General features: G+C 58.6%; 14 protein-coding genes and 2 pseudogenes. 8 read left to right on the forward strand and 8 right to left on the reverse strand.

Translation table 11 applies throughout. From position 1 onward, the window contains the following. The first annotated feature begins 223 nt into the window (after nucleotides 1-223). On the forward strand, nucleotides 224-1,888 hold the full coding sequence (gene ettA, locus ACZZ0K_RS01180; protein ID WP_016773108.1) for an energy-dependent translational throttle protein EttA: 1,665 nt from the start codon (nucleotides 224-226) through the stop codon (nucleotides 1,886-1,888). Between the two features lie 371 nt (nucleotides 1,889-2,259). Next, a complete protein-coding gene (locus tag ACZZ0K_RS01185) occupies nucleotides 2,260-3,582 on the forward strand; it encodes a hypothetical protein (protein ID WP_463558935.1) in 1,323 nt (440 codons plus the stop codon). Between the two features lie 46 nt (nucleotides 3,583-3,628). Here ACZZ0K_RS01185 and ACZZ0K_RS01190 read toward each other — a convergent pair whose 3' ends face one another. From ACZZ0K_RS01190 to ACZZ0K_RS01205, 4 genes are all read right to left on the reverse strand, one after another. Further along, complete coding sequence (locus ACZZ0K_RS01190; protein ID WP_150742261.1) at nucleotides 3,629-4,132, reverse strand: GreA/GreB family elongation factor; 504 nt, start codon at nucleotides 4,130-4,132, stop codon at nucleotides 3,629-3,631. A 70-nt stretch (nucleotides 4,133-4,202) separates the two neighbouring features. Next, nucleotides 4,203-4,559 carry a hypothetical protein gene (locus ACZZ0K_RS01195; RefSeq protein WP_095181853.1) on the reverse strand — a complete coding sequence of 119 codons (357 nt, stop codon included), beginning with the start codon at nucleotides 4,557-4,559 and terminating at the stop codon, nucleotides 4,203-4,205. 219 nt (nucleotides 4,560-4,778) lie between these two features. After that, entirely contained in the window at nucleotides 4,779-6,632 is a 1,854-nt protein-coding gene (locus tag ACZZ0K_RS01200; protein ID WP_252876927.1) for an Lnb N-terminal periplasmic domain-containing protein, read from the reverse strand. 96 nt (nucleotides 6,633-6,728) lie between these two features. Beyond that, nucleotides 6,729-7,217 (reverse strand): DUF3015 domain-containing protein, encoded by a 489-nt coding sequence (locus ACZZ0K_RS01205; RefSeq protein WP_016773112.1) that lies wholly within the window; start codon nucleotides 7,215-7,217, stop codon nucleotides 6,729-6,731. 302 nt (nucleotides 7,218-7,519) lie between these two features. Between ACZZ0K_RS01205 and ACZZ0K_RS01210 the strand changes: the two are divergent. Beyond that, nucleotides 7,520-9,957, forward strand: a pseudogene (locus ACZZ0K_RS01210) (Lon protease family protein). A gap of 324 nt (nucleotides 9,958-10,281) precedes the next feature. Next, the gene (locus ACZZ0K_RS01215; RefSeq protein WP_016773114.1) at nucleotides 10,282-10,602 is read left to right on the forward strand and encodes a PA4575 family protein; all 321 of its coding nucleotides are present in this window, start codon (nucleotides 10,282-10,284) and stop codon (nucleotides 10,600-10,602) included. Here the strand turns inward: ACZZ0K_RS01215 and ACZZ0K_RS01220 are convergent. After that, nucleotides 10,599-12,427: pseudogene (locus tag ACZZ0K_RS01220) on the reverse strand (hypothetical protein). The gene ACZZ0K_RS01215 and the pseudogene ACZZ0K_RS01220 overlap by 4 nt on opposite strands. 160 nt (nucleotides 12,428-12,587) lie before the next feature. On the opposite strand from ACZZ0K_RS01220, the gene ACZZ0K_RS01225 reads away from it, so the two are divergent. From ACZZ0K_RS01225 to ACZZ0K_RS01235, 3 genes are all read left to right on the forward strand, one after another. Next, nucleotides 12,588-13,076: a TIGR00645 family protein gene (locus ACZZ0K_RS01225; RefSeq protein ID WP_016773116.1), complete on the forward strand. Its 489-nt coding sequence runs from the start codon at nucleotides 12,588-12,590 to the stop codon at nucleotides 13,074-13,076. 130 nt (nucleotides 13,077-13,206) lie between these two features. Next, nucleotides 13,207-13,512, forward strand: coding sequence for a DUF6482 family protein (locus tag ACZZ0K_RS01230; RefSeq protein WP_258707216.1), 306 nt, complete (start codon nucleotides 13,207-13,209; stop codon nucleotides 13,510-13,512). A 120-nt stretch (nucleotides 13,513-13,632) separates the two neighbouring features. Next, nucleotides 13,633-14,250: an FKBP-type peptidyl-prolyl cis-trans isomerase gene (locus ACZZ0K_RS01235; protein WP_016773117.1), complete on the forward strand. Its 618-nt coding sequence runs from the start codon at nucleotides 13,633-13,635 to the stop codon at nucleotides 14,248-14,250. Nucleotides 14,251-14,389: 139 nt separating this feature from the next. Here the strand turns inward: ACZZ0K_RS01235 and ACZZ0K_RS01240 are convergent, their stop codons facing one another. The 3 genes from ACZZ0K_RS01240 to ACZZ0K_RS01250 form a co-directional block, all read right to left on the reverse strand. Beyond that, nucleotides 14,390-14,647, reverse strand: coding sequence for a PA4570 family protein (locus tag ACZZ0K_RS01240; protein ID WP_016773118.1), 258 nt, complete (start codon nucleotides 14,645-14,647; stop codon nucleotides 14,390-14,392). Between the two features lie 204 nt (nucleotides 14,648-14,851). After that, on the reverse strand, nucleotides 14,852-15,193 hold the full coding sequence (locus tag ACZZ0K_RS01245; protein ID WP_016773119.1) for a zinc ribbon domain-containing protein YjdM: 342 nt from the start codon (nucleotides 15,191-15,193) through the stop codon (nucleotides 14,852-14,854). A gap of 181 nt (nucleotides 15,194-15,374) precedes the next feature. After that, on the reverse strand, nucleotides 15,375-16,343 hold the full coding sequence (locus ACZZ0K_RS01250; RefSeq protein ID WP_016773120.1) for a polyprenyl synthetase family protein: 969 nt from the start codon (nucleotides 16,341-16,343) through the stop codon (nucleotides 15,375-15,377). Nucleotides 16,344-16,584: 241 nt separating this feature from the next. Here ACZZ0K_RS01250 and rplU point away from each other — a divergent pair, with 241 nt between their 5' ends. Beyond that, nucleotides 16,585-16,896 (forward strand): 50S ribosomal protein L21, encoded by a 312-nt coding sequence (rplU, locus tag ACZZ0K_RS01255; RefSeq protein ID WP_007924746.1) that lies wholly within the window; start codon nucleotides 16,585-16,587, stop codon nucleotides 16,894-16,896. The last annotated feature ends 21 nt before the right edge of the window (nucleotides 16,897-16,917 follow it).

The raw sequence follows: 16,917 nt of genomic DNA on the forward strand, positions 1-16,917 counted from the left end.
GGCTAGCATGCCTTGAGTTGTGGCGAAGTGCCAGCCCCTCTCGGCTGGACTGCCTTCCGGCATTAAGGTAGCTTTGCCGGTTAGACCGGGGGCGTTCCAGCCCCTACAATCAGACTTTTTCCAGCGCGCACGCATTGATTGCGATCAAGTGAACGACGCGCACAGTCTGGCCAGGCATCGCCTGCGCTCCAATCATTCATCTGTCACTGACCCAAGGTTCTCCATGGCTCAATACGTCTTCACCATGCATCGGCTGGGCAAAGTTGTTCCGCCGAAGCGGGAAATCCTCAAGAACATTTCGCTGTCCTTCTTCCCCGGCGCCAAGATCGGCGTGCTCGGCCTCAACGGTTCGGGTAAATCCACGCTGCTGAAAATCATGGCCGGCGTCGACACCGAGTTCGAAGGCGAAGCCCGTCCGATGCCGGACCTGAACATCGGTTACCTGCCGCAAGAGCCGCAGCTCGACCCAGCCAAGACCGTACGTGAAGTGGTCGAGGAAGCGGTCAGCGTGATCAAGGATGCGCAAGCGCGTCTGGACGAGGTCTACGCGGCTTACGCTGACCCGGATGCCGACTTCGACAAGCTTGCTGCTGAACAGGCCAAGCTCGAAGCGATCCTGCAGGCCAGCGACGGCCACAACCTCGAGCGCCAGCTGGAAGTTGCTGCCGATGCACTGCGTCTGCCGGCCTGGGACGCGAAAGTCGAACACCTGTCCGGTGGTGAAAAGCGCCGTGTCGCCCTGTGCCGTCTGCTGCTGTCCGCGCCGGACATGCTGCTGCTCGACGAACCGACCAACCACTTGGACGCCGATTCGGTGGCGTGGCTGGAGCATTTCCTCCACGACTTCCCGGGCACCGTGGTCGCGATCACGCACGACCGTTACTTCCTCGACAACGTCGCCGGCTGGATTCTGGAACTCGACCGCGGCGCGGGCATTCCTTACGAGGGCAACTATTCGGGCTGGCTCGAAGCCAAGTCCGATCGTCTGGCCCAGGAATCAAAGCAGCAGTCGGCTCACGAAAAAGCCATGAAAGAAGAACTGGAGTGGGTGCGCAAAGGCGCCAAGGCCCGCCAGTCGAAGTCCAAGGCACGCCTGCAACGCTTCGAAGAAATGCAATCGCAGGAATTCCAGAAGCGCAGCGAGACCAACGAGATCTACATCCCGGCCGGTCCACGCCTGGGCGACAAGGTCATCGAGTTCAAGAACGTCACCAAGGGCTACGGCGATCGCGTGCTGATCGACAACCTGTCGTTCTCCATGCCGAAAGGCGCCATTGTCGGCGTGATCGGTGGTAACGGTGCCGGTAAGTCGACGCTGTTCCGCATGCTGATGGGCAAGGAAACCCCGGATTCGGGCAGCATCGAAATCGGCGAAACCGTGCAATTGGCCTGCGTCGACCAGAGCCGCGAAGACCTCGACGGCAGCAAGACCGTGTTCCAGCAGATTTCCGACGGTTCCGACCAGATCCGCATCGGCAACTACGAGATCCCGTCGCGCACTTACGTCGGCCGCTTCAACTTCAAGGGCGGCGATCAGCAAAAGTTCGTCAAGGATCTGTCCGGCGGTGAGCGCGGTCGTCTGCACCTGGCGCTGACCCTGAAGGAGGGCGGCAACGTCCTGCTGCTCGACGAACCGTCCAACGACCTCGACGTGGAAACCCTGCGTTCGCTGGAAGAAGCCCTGCTGGACTTCCCGGGCGCCGCCATTGTGATCTCCCACGATCGGTGGTTCCTTGACCGTGTCGCCACGCACATCCTGGCGTACGAAGACGACTCGCAAGCGGTGTTCTTCGAAGGCAACTACACCGAATACGAAGCCGACCGCAAAAAACGCCTCGGCGAAGCAGCGGCCCAGCCTCACCGGGTACGTCACAAGAAACTGGCCTGATATCGGAGGGATGCTTGAAACGTGCCTCTGGGGTCTGACCGGTTTACGGTAAACCGGGGTTTGAAATATGTATCGCCGGGTCTTTACGACCCGGGCGATCACTGATGTCGGGATATATCCCGGCTTCGGTGACAGCACTTCTGGCCAGCAATTGGCCGCGTGAAACCTGGACTGGTTCCTTGTCTTCAACAGGTTTTCGCCCATTCCAACACCTGCTCAATGAGCATCTGCGGTCGATCGACGATTCGATGACATACGCCGCGTCCCATAGCGACACTTCCTACATCAATCTCAGTTTTGCCTGACTTCTTTCCCTTTCTCGTCCGTGCAAAGTCTCGCGTTCCGATCTCCTGTCACGCGAGGCTTCGCGAATGTTCGCCAATGAAAAACCTCTGGCCCTTGGCAACTCCCTGCCTGTGGATAATTCATTGGCAACCAAGTTGTTCCTGCCGTCGGTGCTGCCTCTGGGTATTACGGCTTTCTACACGGTGCCAGCCCTGATTTCGCTCCTCAAAGGTAACGATCCTAAAGCCTCCGTTGTTCTCTCGCTTTCGCTGGTATGCACAATCCTTTACTTGTTCTTCTGGGTATCAAGGCTCGATGTGCTGATGCTTGATTTTATTTACTCCTGCAAAAAGAAATACGTCGGAATGCGCAAGTTGGCATTGTGGGTTTCCGGCAGTTATTTCGTACTAATGGCGTACGTGTCATACACGGCATCTTCTATCCCCCTTTTTGACTCAGTCAAGGGCCTTGATATACAGACCGTTGCCGAGGGCAGGGAAACTTTTTTACGCACGAGAGTCGGGTTTGAAGTTGTATTGAATTACTTGTATTCCATGTTTCGCTCGTTCCTGATGCCATTCGCTGTGTGCATTTTGTATCAGGGTAATAGCAGGTTAAGACATGCCGTTCTCCTAATGTTTCTGTTCTCATTGATGCTCACGCTGGAGAAAAGTTTGAGTGTTTTGGCCCTGCTGCCGCTTTTTTATTTTTTTACGCAAAAACGCAATTACAGAATGGCCGCGCTTGTACTCCTGCTGACAATAGCAGCAATTGGGATCACCTCCTTTCTGGCTCGCGGGGGCTTGGCAGATGATCCGTGCACAGCCGGGGGCGCTGCGCAAATCGGTTCGGGGGATAACTCCAGTAAAGATAGAAGACTGAGACAGCCGGCTCTTTCAGTTCCCGAGAAATATAATATGTTCAGAGGGGACAGCCAGGTTGAATACGTCCTCAATAGGATTTTTTACATTCCTTATATAACAGCGCATGAGTGGCTAAGATATCAGCATGAAATCATGAATGGCGAGTTTACGTTCGGGCGTAGTATTTCGGTAGTGGCCGCTATCTTGGGGGAGGAAAAAATAAATCTTGAAAAAGAAGTTTTCAGTTTTCAGTGGGGGCAAAATGAAACGGCGACAGGTTCGGCGAATACAGCGTACTTTATTGATGCCTACCTGAACTTTGGGTTTGTAGGGTGCTTTCTGTACACGCTTGCCATCGTATGTATTCTTAGACTAACGCTAATATCTGATGTCGTCATACTTCAAGCTTGTGTTTTTGTGCCTCTGATATTTCTATTGTTCAACTCGCTTACCGCAATGATATTCAGTGGCGGGCTGTTTTTTCTTGTGTTCCTGGCGCTGTTTGTCTCCGAGAAGAATTATCCGTCCGACCTCGCAACGTCATAAATGCCGGCATCCTGCCTTGCGCTTTGTCGGGAGGTCGGAAAGGTGTTCAAACGGTCGCGCAATTCTGCAGAGCCAGCACTTCGATCAGGCAATCACCAGCAGGTCGCTTCCACAACACTTCATCTCCAACCCTGGCACCAAGCAATGCCTGGCCCAGCGGCGAGCCCCAATTGATCAGGCCCTGCGTTGCATCCGCCTGGTCCTCGCCAACCAATTGCACTCGTTGCTGCTGGTCATGCTCATTGGCAAAGGTAACCCATGTGCCAATCTGCACTTTGTCCGCCGATGCGGACAAAGGCACCACTTGAGCGCTTTGCAGGCGTTGATTGAAATACCGCCAGTCCCGCTCAAGGTCGGCCTGGCGCTGCTTGTCCGCCAGTTCACCTTTGGTGCTCTGTTCATTGAGCTGGCTCTGCAATTCGGTGACCTTCGCCTGCAACTGCGCCAGACCTTGCGGGGTGACGTAGTTGGGCTGCGTGCTGACCTGACGTTCGACCGGCTGATCGGCCTGGGCGGCGGCGTTGTCTTCGTTGACGAATGCGCGACTCATGAAGTCCTCCTGTTAAAGGATTTGGGCCATGGTTGCCGGCATTTGGTTTCAACGGATGTCTGCAAGCGACCTATTGCGAGCGATAAGCCCGCCCGACGTCCTGGTCCTTCTGCTGCTGCCAGGCACGTTCGCGTTCATCCCAATGTTCGTTGCGATATTGCTCGCGATCCCTGTTTTCCAGCATCGCCTGGCATTGGCGGAAGCCGTCGACCCAGCCGTCGGCGTATTGCTGGTCCTTGAGATAGCGCGGCACGTTCTTGCGAAACTCGCCGCTGATCGAGCCGGCAGCCTGACGACCGCTGACGCAACCGTCATCGAAACCGTCGGCGAAGGCCGGTGGATAGCCTTTGGCGATCAAGTCTTCATGGGTGGTCTGGCAACCGCCCAGCGCCAATACAACGCCCAACAATCCCACGCACCGCCACATCGCACTCTCCCGCGCCGATACTCGGCTCATAAGGAAAGTCTAGAAGGGGATTCATGAGGCGGCTGTCGAAGGCCTGTGAAAAATCCATTGCACACCACAAGGCCCCTGTGGGAGCGAGCCTGCTCGCGAAGGCGTCTTGTCAGGCAACACTGCTATTGACTGACCCACCGCTTTCGCGAGCAGGCTCGCTCCCACAGGGAGATTTACACAGGCTCGGGATCAGTAGTGATACCACTTCACTTCAAGCATGACTTCCGTTTCCGGGCTGGCGAGCTGGCTGAATTCACGCTGCGCGCTCAGGCGCAAACCGAGGTTGCGCGACAGCTCCCACTGCTGATTCAGGCTCAGGCTGCGGCGCACTTCTCCATTGAAGAAGTAGTCGCCCTTGGCCTCCAGGCTCAGATTGCCCAGCGGGTTTTTCCACAGCACGCCGGTATTGAAGCCACCAGCCGGGGAAACAAACTCGGCGAAGTCATTGTTGTGTTCCACGCGTACCGTGCCCAGCGCGAAGCCGAGCACGTCTTCGCCCAACTGCCACGTGCCGCCGCCGCCACCGTTGACATGGCTGACCAGCGTCTCGTCATCATGCTTGCCCGGCACCCGCTCAAGGCCACCGGTGACTTGCCACGACAGCGGTTGCAGCAGTTCGTTGCGCGGTGTCAGCGAACGAATGGTGGCCAGATCCAGTTGCTGCAACTGCCAGTCATTGCCTTCGTACTGGCGCAGCTTCAGTTGCAGAATTTCGATCTGCGCGCCGAGGGGGAAGCTTTCGGCGTTGTCATTGAGGTCGTGATAAGCCATGCGCAGGCCATATTCGCCAAAGGCGCGATCGCCTCGCGTACCTAGGCCGGCCTGCCAGGTGCGGGACTCGTGGCCATCTTCGGGCAGACCGGGTTGCGGAATTTCCAACTCCGGCGCCGGGTTCTTGTTGATCGCCCGCAGCAGTTCAAAACTGCGCTGCGCTCGTTGCGGGTCGCGCTCCTGACCGTTGGCGCGGTAGCGCTCCAGACGATAGGCGGCGTCGACGATCAACGCCTGACGTGCGCGCGGCAGGGCTTTGAACGTTGGCTCTTGCAGGACTTTTTGATCGGCGCTGACTTTCAGCACCCATTGCTGTTCTTCATCGCTCAACGGTTCGGCGCGGCTGAGCAGTTCACGTTCGCGGGACGGGCGATATTCGATGTGTTCGACCAGCCCGGCCTCTTTCACCGCTTTGACAGTGTCGGTCGGGATCGCGGTCAGCGGGAATTGTTCGGTCAGGCGCAGGCTCGGTCGCGCCACTTGCAGCAGTTCCAGCAAACGATACGAGCAGTTTTCGTCGAAGAAGAAGTAGTCGAACTGGATCTGCTTGAGCTCCCACACATGTTCGACCATGCGTGCGGTTTCTTCCTGAGTCAGGTTGAGGCGGTATTCCCACAGGTCGCGGTTTTCCAGGCTGCGGTATTCCGAGAGTTTTTCCTGATACGGCACCAGCGCAAACAGCCCCGGGTAGCCGCCCATCAAGCCTTTCCAGGCATACAGAATGCTGTTGTCCGAGCCTTCGATGTAGGCACCGAAGTTGATCGCGTAGCTGAGCAGTGAAGTCTTGTCGGCCTGCACATCCGCCTGATCGATGCGCAGCAGGGTGTGGCCGAACATCGACGAAGGGCTGTTGAGATACGCCGCCGGGAAGATCATCACCGCGCTGTGCGGCGAGACGTCCTTGAACCATTGCTTGTATTCGGCGCATTCGGGCGCTGGCAGGTCGGCGAGATTGAGCTGCGCTTTCAGCCAGCGTGTACGCGCCGGGTAGACGCATTGTGCGTGTTGCTCGCCGAGGCTGGCCGGGGCGTACAGCGCCTGCACGGTGGCGGCCAGTTCGCGGTCCGGATGCTCGTTGCCGTCGGGCGCGAGAAAGAACTTCTTGTCGCTGACATAGCTGCGCCAGCCGCCGAGTTTGGCGGTTTCGTAATGACCGAGGGAAATCCAGAAGCGGTCGTTGGCCAGTTGCTGCAAACGTTGAGGATCGATGTGAGGCGCGGCGGACAGCGGGGCGCAGACACAGAGCGCCAGCCAGGCAAGGCGTTTGAGCATAGTCGGCAACTTGAACAGGAAAAGAAATAAAAGACCCAAAGAGGGGCGGGCCAAAAAACAAAACCCGCTTCCCGAAGGAAGCGGGCGGGGTCGAGCTTAAGCCTGAGTTGCGTACTTGGCCAGACGTGGGTCCGATTTCAGTACCGCCAGGGTGTTGGTATGCACGTCTTCAGCGGTCACGTCAGCTTTGCTGAAGATCTGCTGGAAGTGCTCGTGGGTCACTTGCGCGAAGTGCGCGCGATCTTCCGGTGCTACGCCCAGGACCACGGCATAAGTGGTCAGCGCTTCGCCATTGCCTTTGGCCATGTCTTCGGATAGCTCGTTCATCATGCCATTCATGGCGAACCAGGATTTGCCGCCGTAGGTCAGCGATGCGTTGGTCGAGCAACCGTTGGTGCCGGAAGTCATACCGAACGTGGCGTTACCGGAAGTGCCGTTGGTGGTGGAAGCAAGGAAGTGCGCCGGGGTGCCACGCTGACCTTCGAACAGCATGTTGCCCCAACCGCAATCCGGGCCGCCCGGGGCTTGCGCCATTGCGTTGATGGATACAGCGGTGAAGAGAGTACCGAGAAGAATCCGTTTCATAGCTTTGTTCTCTTTATGTGCATACCAATGGACAGGGTTCTGGCCCTTCGCGCTCTGCCCGAGGACAGAACCGAAAGTGTCAGTGGGCCGGTATTAGTTCCAGCCGCGCAGTTTGGAGTTTAGGCACGTTCCAGCGGTTCCGTGACTTTTTGCAAAATATTTGGAATAAACCTCTGATTTATCGGGATGCGTCGGCCGGCCGCGCGCTTGTCTATGCTTTGTCATGTGGCGCGCCTTGCCAGTGGGGCACGGGCAGCGCCAGAATGCCGCTACCTGCCCCGCCTGATTGTTAAGGAAGCCCGATGCCTGATCCTGTTGCTGCCAGCCTGCGTCTTGCGCCCGAAGCGCTGACTCGTCCGTTTTCCGCTGAACAGTTCAGCTTCACTAGCACCAATGATCTGGAGCCCTTTCGCGGTGTGCTCGGCCAGGAACGCGCGGTCGAAGCCTTGCAGTTCGGTGTGGCGATGCCACGCCCCGGTTACAACGTATTCGTCATGGGCGAGCCCGGCACCGGCCGTTTCTCGTTCGTCAAACGCTACCTGAAAGCCGAAGGCAAGCGCCTGCAGACCCCGGCGGACTGGGTCTACGTCAACAACTTCGATGAACCGCGCGAACCGCGTGCACTGGAGCTGCCATCGGGCACGGCGGCCTCGTTCATCGGCGACATCAACGGCCTGATCGACAACCTGCTGGCGACTTTTCCGGCGGTTTTCGAACACCCGTCCTACCAGCAGAAAAAAGCGCCATCGACCGCGCCTTCAACCAGCGCTACGACAAGGCGCTGGACATCATCGAGCGCCTGGCCCTGGAAAAAGACGTCGCCCTGTACCGCGACAGCAGCAATATCGCCTTCACGCCGATGCTCGACGGGAAGGCCCTGGACGAAGCCGAATTCGCGCAGTTGCCGGAAGCCGAGCGCGAGCGTTTTCACGATGACATTTCCGGCCTCGAAGAGCGCCTGAACGAAGAACTCGCCAGCCTGCCGCAGTGGAAGCGCGAGTCGAACAATCAACTGCGCCACCTCAATGAAGAAACCATCACCCTGGCCTTGCAGCCGTTGCTGGCGCCGCTGTCGGAGAAGTACGCGGAGAACGCCGGGGTCTGCGGTTACCTGCAAGCGATGCAGGTCTACCTGCTGAAAACCGTGGTCGAACAACTGGTCGACGACAGCAAGACCGACGCCGTCGCGCGCAAGTTGCTGGAAGAACAATACGCACCGAGCCTGGTGGTCGGGCATCCGGCCAGCGGCGGTGCACCGGTGGTATTCGAGCCACATCCGACCTACGAAAACCTGTTCGGCCGCATCGAGTACACCACCGATCAGGGTGCGCTCTACACCACTTACCGGCAGTTGCGTCCGGGGGCGCTGCACCGCGCCAACGGCGGTTTCCTGATTCTTGAAGCGGAAAAAATGCTCAGCGAGCCGTTCGTGTGGGATGCGCTCAAACGCGCCCTGCAATCGCGCAAACTGAAAATGGAATCGCCGCTGGGCGAGATGGGCCGCTTCGCCACCATGACCCTGAATCCGCAGCACATTCCGCTGCAGGTCAAAGTCATCATCATTGGTGCGCGGCAACTGTATTACACGCTGCAGGATCTCGATCCGGACTTTCAGGAGATGTTCCGCGTTCTGGTCGACTTCGACGAAGACATCCCGATGGTCGACGAAAGCCTCGAGCAGTTCGCCCAGCTCCTGAAAACCCGCACTTCGGAAGAAGGCATGGCGCCGCTGACCGCCGATGCGGTGGCGCGGCTGGCGACCTACAGCGCGCGGCTGGCCGAGCATCAGGGGCGCTTGTCGGCGCGCATTGGTGATCTGTTCCAACTGGTCAGCGAGGCGGATTTCATTCGCCATCTGGCCGGCGATGAAATGACCGACGCCGGCCATATCGAACGCGCCCTCAAAGCCAAGGCCACCCGCACCGGGCGGGTCTCGGCGCGGATTCTCGACGACATGCTCGCCGGAATCATCCTCATCGACACTGACGGTGCAGCAGTCGGCAAGTGCAACGGGCTGACGGTGCTGGAGGTCGGTGATTCGGCGTTCGGCGTGCCGGCGCGGATTTCCGCCACGGTCTATCCGGGCGGCAGCGGTATCGTCGACATCGAACGTGAGGTCAACCTCGGCCAGCCGATTCACTCCAAAGGCGTGATGATCCTCACCGGTTATCTGGGCAGCCGTTACGCCCAGGAATTCCCGCTGGCGATCTCGGCGAGCATTGCGCTGGAGCAGTCGTATGGTTACGTCGACGGCGACAGTGCCTCGCTGGGCGAGGCGTGCACGCTGATTTCGGCGCTGTCGAAAACCCCGCTCAAGCAATGTTTTGCCATCACCGGTTCGATCAACCAGTTCGGCGAAGTGCAGGCGGTCGGCGGAGTCAACGAGAAGATCGAAGGCTTCTTCCGCCTCTGCGAAGCACGCGGCCTGACCGGCGAGCAGGGCGCGATCATTCCCCAGGCCAACGTCGCCACGCTGATGCTCGATGAGAAGGTCCTCGCCGCCGTGCGCGCCGGCCAGTTCCACGTGTATGCGGTGCGTCAGGCCGATGAGGCGCTGAGCCTGCTGGTGGGCGAGCCGGCCGGTGAACCGAACGCCGATGGCGAATTCCCCGAAGGCAGCATCAATGCGCGAGTGGTCGAGCGCCTGCGCGATATCGCCGAGATGATCAGCGAAGAAGACCTGAAGGAGGCCGAGAAGGAACTGGCGCAGGAGGCTCTCGCCGAAGCCAAACCGGCCTGACAGGCTTGCAATAAACCCTGTGGGAGCGAGCCTGCTCGCGAAAGCGCTGTTTCAGTTGACGAATGAGTTGGCTGATCCATCGTCTTCGCGAGCAGGCTCGCTCCCACAGTGCTTTTCCAGATTGATCTCTGCGGGGATCTTCGGGGAATGTGTCACGAGTCTGGCGCCAATATTCACACAATGACCATTCGGCGCCTTCTGGTTCCATTTGGCTTGCGCTGGACACTTTTCTTCTATTCTCAGGTCAAGGATATCGACAGGATCACTGGATCGAGCCAGTCCTCCCATGGGGGCTGAATACCGGCTTTACCGAGGGTCGCCGCCATGTCGCGCAACCTCTGTCTCACCCGTCAATGCCTGGGTCTGGTGACCCGGATCGAATGCGCCGTCAAGCCGCTGGCCGGCGACAATGGCATGTGGACGCTGCTCTTCGCGGCCGGCATGGCCGGCGAACAACCTTCCGCGATCAAAGCCCAAGGCCCGTTCCATGGCCCGGTGGCGGCCGAGTCGATTCTCGACACCATCGTTGAAAGCCTGACCTTGCATGGTTACGAACTGGCCGATGATCCGCAGATCTGGAGCCTGCATCTGCAAGCGCAGTTGCGGCAGATCAACGGCGGCCGTGGACGCAGCCTCAACGGTTAAGGTGCTGACTGGTCGACCTGCGCCTTGTCGAGCTTGACCTCAAAACCGTATTGCACGGTGGCGAGGTCGGTGCGCTGGTAGGTTTCCACGCGAGTCGGGCGACCGTAAAAATAGTGCACGCCGAGTAGCGCCGGGCCTTCTGCACTGGCATCGTGGCTGACCGAAAGAATCTGCTTGAGGTAGTGGCCACTGTCGTCCTTGACGAAGAAACGCCATTCGTTGGCCGGGAAGGTTTTCAGGTCGACCACCAGCGTGTTGTCCTTGATCGCCAGGCCTTTGGGCAATGACTGCGCGTCGTAGGATTGCTTGGCCACCGTGGCCAGAAATAACGGCATCGAGCCCACGGCAATCGCCGGGGTTTCCGGAAACAGGTTCAGATCATATGTAATCGTCGCTTGCAGCGGATCGACCTGATACGCCTCGGGCGGCAGTTCGATCGGCTCGTCGAGTTTGCCGCCGCGCTTTTCCGTGAAGAAAGTCACCGGGCTGACGCCGGGATTGAGTTGGTCGCCAAGCAATTCGTCATTGAAGGTGCGGCGGTGGGAAAACTCGATACGCGCCGCGCTCGGCTCTTCCACCGATTGATGAATGCGCACGCCAGCCTTCAATTGTTCCTCGGTCAGGTCCGCGCCTTTGAGCCAGTTGGCGGCGAGATCGTCATACACCACAACTGGCAGGTCCAGCGGCTGCACGGCTTTGGCCGTGGTGTGCGGATTGAAGGTGCGCACCGGCAGGTCCAGGGATTTGCGCGTCACTGTTGCCGAGGAGAAGTCGAGCACACTGACTTCCAGTGTGTCGATCGGGCCGTGGAAATAGACTTTGTTGTAGCGGCGCGGGTGGTCTTTCTCGAAGGCTTGCTGGTCGTCGCTGAGCTGTTTTTCCAGGGTGTCGCTCCAGCTCTTCTGCTTCTGTAACTGGGTCAGTTGCTTCTGGTAAAACTCGACCTGCTCCGGGCTTTCGTTGATCGAACCGGCGCGCACCAGGTATTGGCCACTGGCGTCGCGAGCCTGGACGATCAGCGGATTGATCCGGGTTTCGGCGACTTCTGCCGCGAGCGGCAGGCTGTTGCTGACTTCGACCTCGGCGTAGTTTTTTTCCAGCTTGAGCAGTTTGACGCTGAGATTGTCGTTGCTGCGGGTCTGGCCGACGTCTTTCTGCGTCAGGTCGAAACTGTACAAGCGACGCGGCGCGATGACCTCGACCTGGGCTTGCAGGCTGACCGGTTGTGGCAGGTTTTTTTGTCGACGTTGAGGCCATCGATGAACGGGTAGGTCACCGTCAGGTCATCGGGGTTGGTCACGTTGGAGCTGGACGGGCTGAGCTGAATGCCCGGATCGGTTTCCGACCATTCCGGCTGCCAGGCGATCACGCGTTTGTTGCTCAGCGTCACCGAGTGCCATTCGATGCCGTGCGGGAACAGAAAACCGCCGGGAATGTTCAGGTTGAACGGGAATACCGGTTGCAGATCGGTCAGGTAATCCGAGCTGGCGTCCTTGTGCAGCACGAACAGGCCATTGATGAAGGTATCGACCAGCGCCTGCGGGGTAGGGTAGTGCTTGAGCACGGCGAGGGCGTCTGCGCCGTATTCGGTATGCGGGGTGATGTCGTCGAGCTTGAGTCGGGCGCGTTCGAGCAACAGCAGCGAACCGCCGAGTTCGGTGATGGCGTCCTTGAGCTTGGGATCGCTGATCGTGTCCAGGGACTGTTCGAAGGTGGCGGTCTTTTCGTCAAGGTTGGCGACGTGCTTTTCATCGCCGGGCGAGCAACCGCCGATGAGCAAGGCGAGGCAGATTCCGGCAGTCGTCAAGGCTGATCGCACATCCATTTCCACGCGTCCTGTCCACTATCATTGGGCTGTCAATGCTTTGGACACTAGCAGAAAAACTTTGTCACACACACGCAGGTGGCGGATTTTCCGGCGGTTTCTGGCTGTCACAGCGGGCTGTTATACTCGCCGCCATTTCCAGCCCCTTGTGTGAGAGTCAATGGAACGCTTTATCGAAAATGCAATGTACGCCACCCGCTGGCTGCTGGCGCCGATCTACATCGGCCTGTCCCTCGGTCTGCTGGCGCTGGCATTGAAGTTCTTCCAGGAAATCATCCATATCCTGCCCAACGTCTTCGCCATGGCTGAATCGGACCTGATTCTGGTGCTGCTGTCGCTGATCGACATGGCGCTGGTGGGTGGTCTGCTGGTAATGGTGATGATTTCCGGTTACGAGAACTTCGTCTCGCAACTGGACATCGACGAAGGCAAAGAGAAGCTCAGCTGGCTGGGCACCATGGACTCGTCGTCGCTGAAGATGAAAGTCGCGGCGTCGATCGTGGCGATTTCTTCGATCCACCTGCTGCGCATCTTCATGGATGCCAAGAACGTCGATCCTGAGCATCTGATGTGGTACGTGATCATTCACATGACTTTTGTGGTGTCCGCGTTTGCCATGGGTTACCTGGACAAGGTCACCAAGCACTGATCAGCCGATCAAGGCAAAAAAACCGCCCGTCTGTTGCGAAACAGACGGGCGGTTTCGTTTGTGGCTTGTGCTTTCAAGCGCAGCGGCCTATGCCTGTAACGGTGCGATTCGCCATGTGTGAGGTGCTTCCATGAACATGCAAGAGTTGAACGCGTTTGCTGTTGCCAGGAAGGTCGATGAGTTGAACCTGATCTCGATGGAGGGTGGCATTTACCTGTTGGAAGCGAGGATGCATGGAGCGGCGTATCCGTTGAGCGATCTCAAGGGCAATATGCTGACGCTGCGGTCAGTGGAGCACGCGCGGGATCTGCTGCATGCCTTTCCGGTACTGCCCTTCAATCTTGTGCACACCTCGGTCCACGACGAAATGTGTGGCCTGGTCGGTGACCTCGATGAAAGCCTGAAAGTGCCGCTCGCCTGGCGTTCGGCCCTGTAGCCCCGGCCCCAAGTCCGGGGTATCTGTGCTAGTCTGCTCGCCCTTTTGGTTCCGGGCGCGCCGGGACGCGCTGTGCACGCACGGCAAGTCCTGTGGCCGTCCGCACAGCGGAGCAGTGTCATGTCCGAAGTAAATCTGTCCACCGACGAAACCCGCGTCAGCTACGGTATCGGCCGTCAACTCGGCGACCAGCTGCGCGACAACCCGCCACCGGGTGTCAGCCTGGACGCGATCCTGGCCGGTCTGACCGACGCTTTCGCCGGCAAGCCAAGCCGTGTTGGCCAGGAAGAAATGTCCGCCAGCTTCAAGGTGATCCGCGAGATCATGCAAGCCGAAGCAGCGGCCAAGGCTGAAGCCGCGGCTGGCGAAGGCCTGGCCTTCCTCGCCGAAAACGCCAAGCGTGACGGCATCACCACTCTGGCTTCCGGCCTGCAATTCGAAGTACTGACTCAGGGCGACGGCGCCAAGCCGACCCGTGAAGACCAGGTGCGTACGCATTACCACGGCACCCTGATCGACGGCACTGTGTTCGACAGCTCCTACGAGCGCGGCCAGCCTGCAGAATTCCCGGTTGGCGGCGTGATCGCTGGCTGGACCGAAGCCCTGCAACTGATGAATGCCGGCAGCAAATGGCGCCTGTACGTGCCGAGCGAACTGGCTTACGGCGCACAAGGCGTGGGCAGCATCCCGCCGCACAGCGTTCTGGTATTCGACGTCGAGCTGCTGGACGTTCTGTAAAACCGAGCCTGCCTAGATGGCGGGCTAAAAAATGTGGGAGCGAGCTCGCTCGCGAAGGCGGTTTTTCAGTCGACTCATTCGTTGACTGATTTATCGCTTTCGCGAGCAAGCTCGCTCCCACAGGTTTTTTTAATGCTGCTCATATTTCGATCTTGTTGTGCAGCTCATTGGTCGGGCGCAACGCCCGGGCATAGCAGAACAGGAACAGATTGCGCACCAGCTCCTTGAGTACCAGCGGCTCGCTGGAATTGAGGCTGCTGACGTCCAGATCACCTTGATCCTGCAGCTCATGCAAGGCTTCTTCTTCAAGAACCGCACAGACTTCGCCGGTTTCCCGATGGAGGATTCTGAGGTACGGGTGTGGGCGATCCAGCCAGGCGTCGATCAAATAAGTCATGGGTCTCATCTCCTTGAAAGGTTTCAATGAGAATAATTCTTATTCATCAAATAGCAAGTGCCTATTGGCGGATCGTGGATTTTTCCGGGTAAAGGTTGTGTCAGATCAAAATGGCTGGCTGATCGCCATACGCGGCTTCATTGAGCTGAAGCGGGGAGGGCAAAGCTCCATCCCACGGCTGGCGCAGGATGGATGACGCAAGGCTCAGACTTTTCTGACGAACTCGGATTTGAGCTTCATCGGGCCGATGCCGTCGATCTTGCAGTCGATGTCGTGATCGCCATCGCACAGGCGGATGTTCTTGACCTTGGTGCCGACCTTGACCACCAGCGACGTGCCTTTGACCTTGAGGTCCTTGATCACGGTGATGGTGTCGCCGTCCTGCAGGACGTTGCCGACCGAATCTTTCTTCACGGCATCATCGGCCGCCACTTCGGCTTCGCCGCTGGCAGACCACTCGTGGGCGCACTCGGGGCAGACCAGTTGGGTGCCGTCTTCGTAGGTGTATTCGGAATTGCATTTCGGGCAGGGTGGCAACGTGCTCACTAAGGATCCTTGGGTATCAGGAGGGCTAAAGGGCGCACATTGTATAGGGTTTTACGCGGAGGAGGGCATAGCGCAGAAACAACTGTGGGAGCGAGCCTGCTCGCGAAAGCGCTGTGTCAGTCAACATTGAGTCGATTGGCAGATTGCTTTCGCGAGCAGGCTCGCTCCCACAGGGGATGAATCAGTGCGTGCGGGCTACCGCGAACTCGCTCAGTTCCACCAGTGCATCGCGGTATTCGCTGGCCGGCAGCGCCTCGAGGCACTTGATCGCGCGGGCCACGTAATCGCGGGCCAGTTGCGCGGTGTACTCCAGCGAGCCGGACGCTTCGACGGCGATGCGGATGCTTTCCAGGTCTTCGATCCCGCCTTTCTGGATCGCCTGACGCACCAGTGCCGCCTGTTCGGCCGTGCCTTCGCGCATGGTGTAGATCAGCGGCAGGGTCGGTTTGCCTTCGGCCAGATCGTCGCCGACGTTCTTGCCCAGGGTTTCCGCGTCGCCTTTATAGTCGAGCAAGTCATCAACCAGCTGGAACGCCACACCCAGGTGATCGCCGAACGTGCGCAGGGCTTCACTCTGCTCGGCGGTCGCGCCAGCCAGGGCGGCGGCGCTGTGGGTCGAGGCTTCGAAGAGCATCGCGGTCTTGCCGCGGATGACTTCCATGTAGGTTTCTTCGCTGGTGCTGGCGTCTCGCACCTTGGACAGCTGCAACACTTCGCCTTCAGCGATGATCCGCGTGGCTTGAGACAAAATCTTCATCACCGGCATCGAGCCCAGTTCGACCATCATTTCGAACGAGCGCGAATACAGGAAGTCGCCGACCAGCACGCTCGGGGCATTGCCCCACATGGCGTTGGCGGTCGAGCGGCCACGGCGCATGCCGGACATGTCGACGACGTCGTCATGCAGCAGGGTCGCGGTGTGCAGGAATTCGATGGTGGCGGCCAGCAGGCGCATGTCGTCGCCTTCGCGACCCAGGGCCTTGCCACACAGCAACACTAATAAAGGACGCAGGCGTTTGCCGCCGGCCGACGTGATGTAATCGCCGATTTTCGATACCAGCGGCACTCGAGACGTCAGCTGCTTCTTGATGATGCCGTCGACGGCGCTAAAATCGTCCGCCACCGCGCGGTAGAAAGCTTGGGGTTGCATCAGCGAGAGTCGCTCCAGAAGGGTTGCGCGGCATGCTAGGACCCCCGTCCAGACCTGTCAAGGCGCGATGGACGGCCACTTGCGCGAGGCAGATTGCTTGCGTACAATCGCGCACCCTGAACTTCCTGGGCAGCACCTGCCTTACGCAATTGCACTTGGGCCGTTCCAGCCCCATGCAGCCATGCCAGCCAATACCTCTTCTTATAAAGAGCTGGGTGAGCAGGATTATCGGAGAAATACCATGTACGCAGTAATCGTTACCGGCGGTAAGCAATACAAGGTCGCTGAAGGTGAATACCTGAAGATCGAAAAACTGGAAATCGCTACTGGCGAATCCGTGACTTTTGATCGCGTTCTGCTGGTCGCCAATGGCGACGACGTGAACATCGGCGCACCAGTTGTTGCTGGCGCAACCGTCAAGGCTGAAGTGATCTCCCAAGGTCGTCACGATAAAGTCCGCATCATCAAGTTCCGTCGCCGTAAGCACCACATGAAGCGTATGGGCCACCGCCAGTGGTTCACCGAGATCAAAATCACCGGTATTCAGGCTTAATTACAGCCTAATTCCTCACTA

It is taken from the genome of Pseudomonas sp. AC255 (assembly GCF_979258175.1).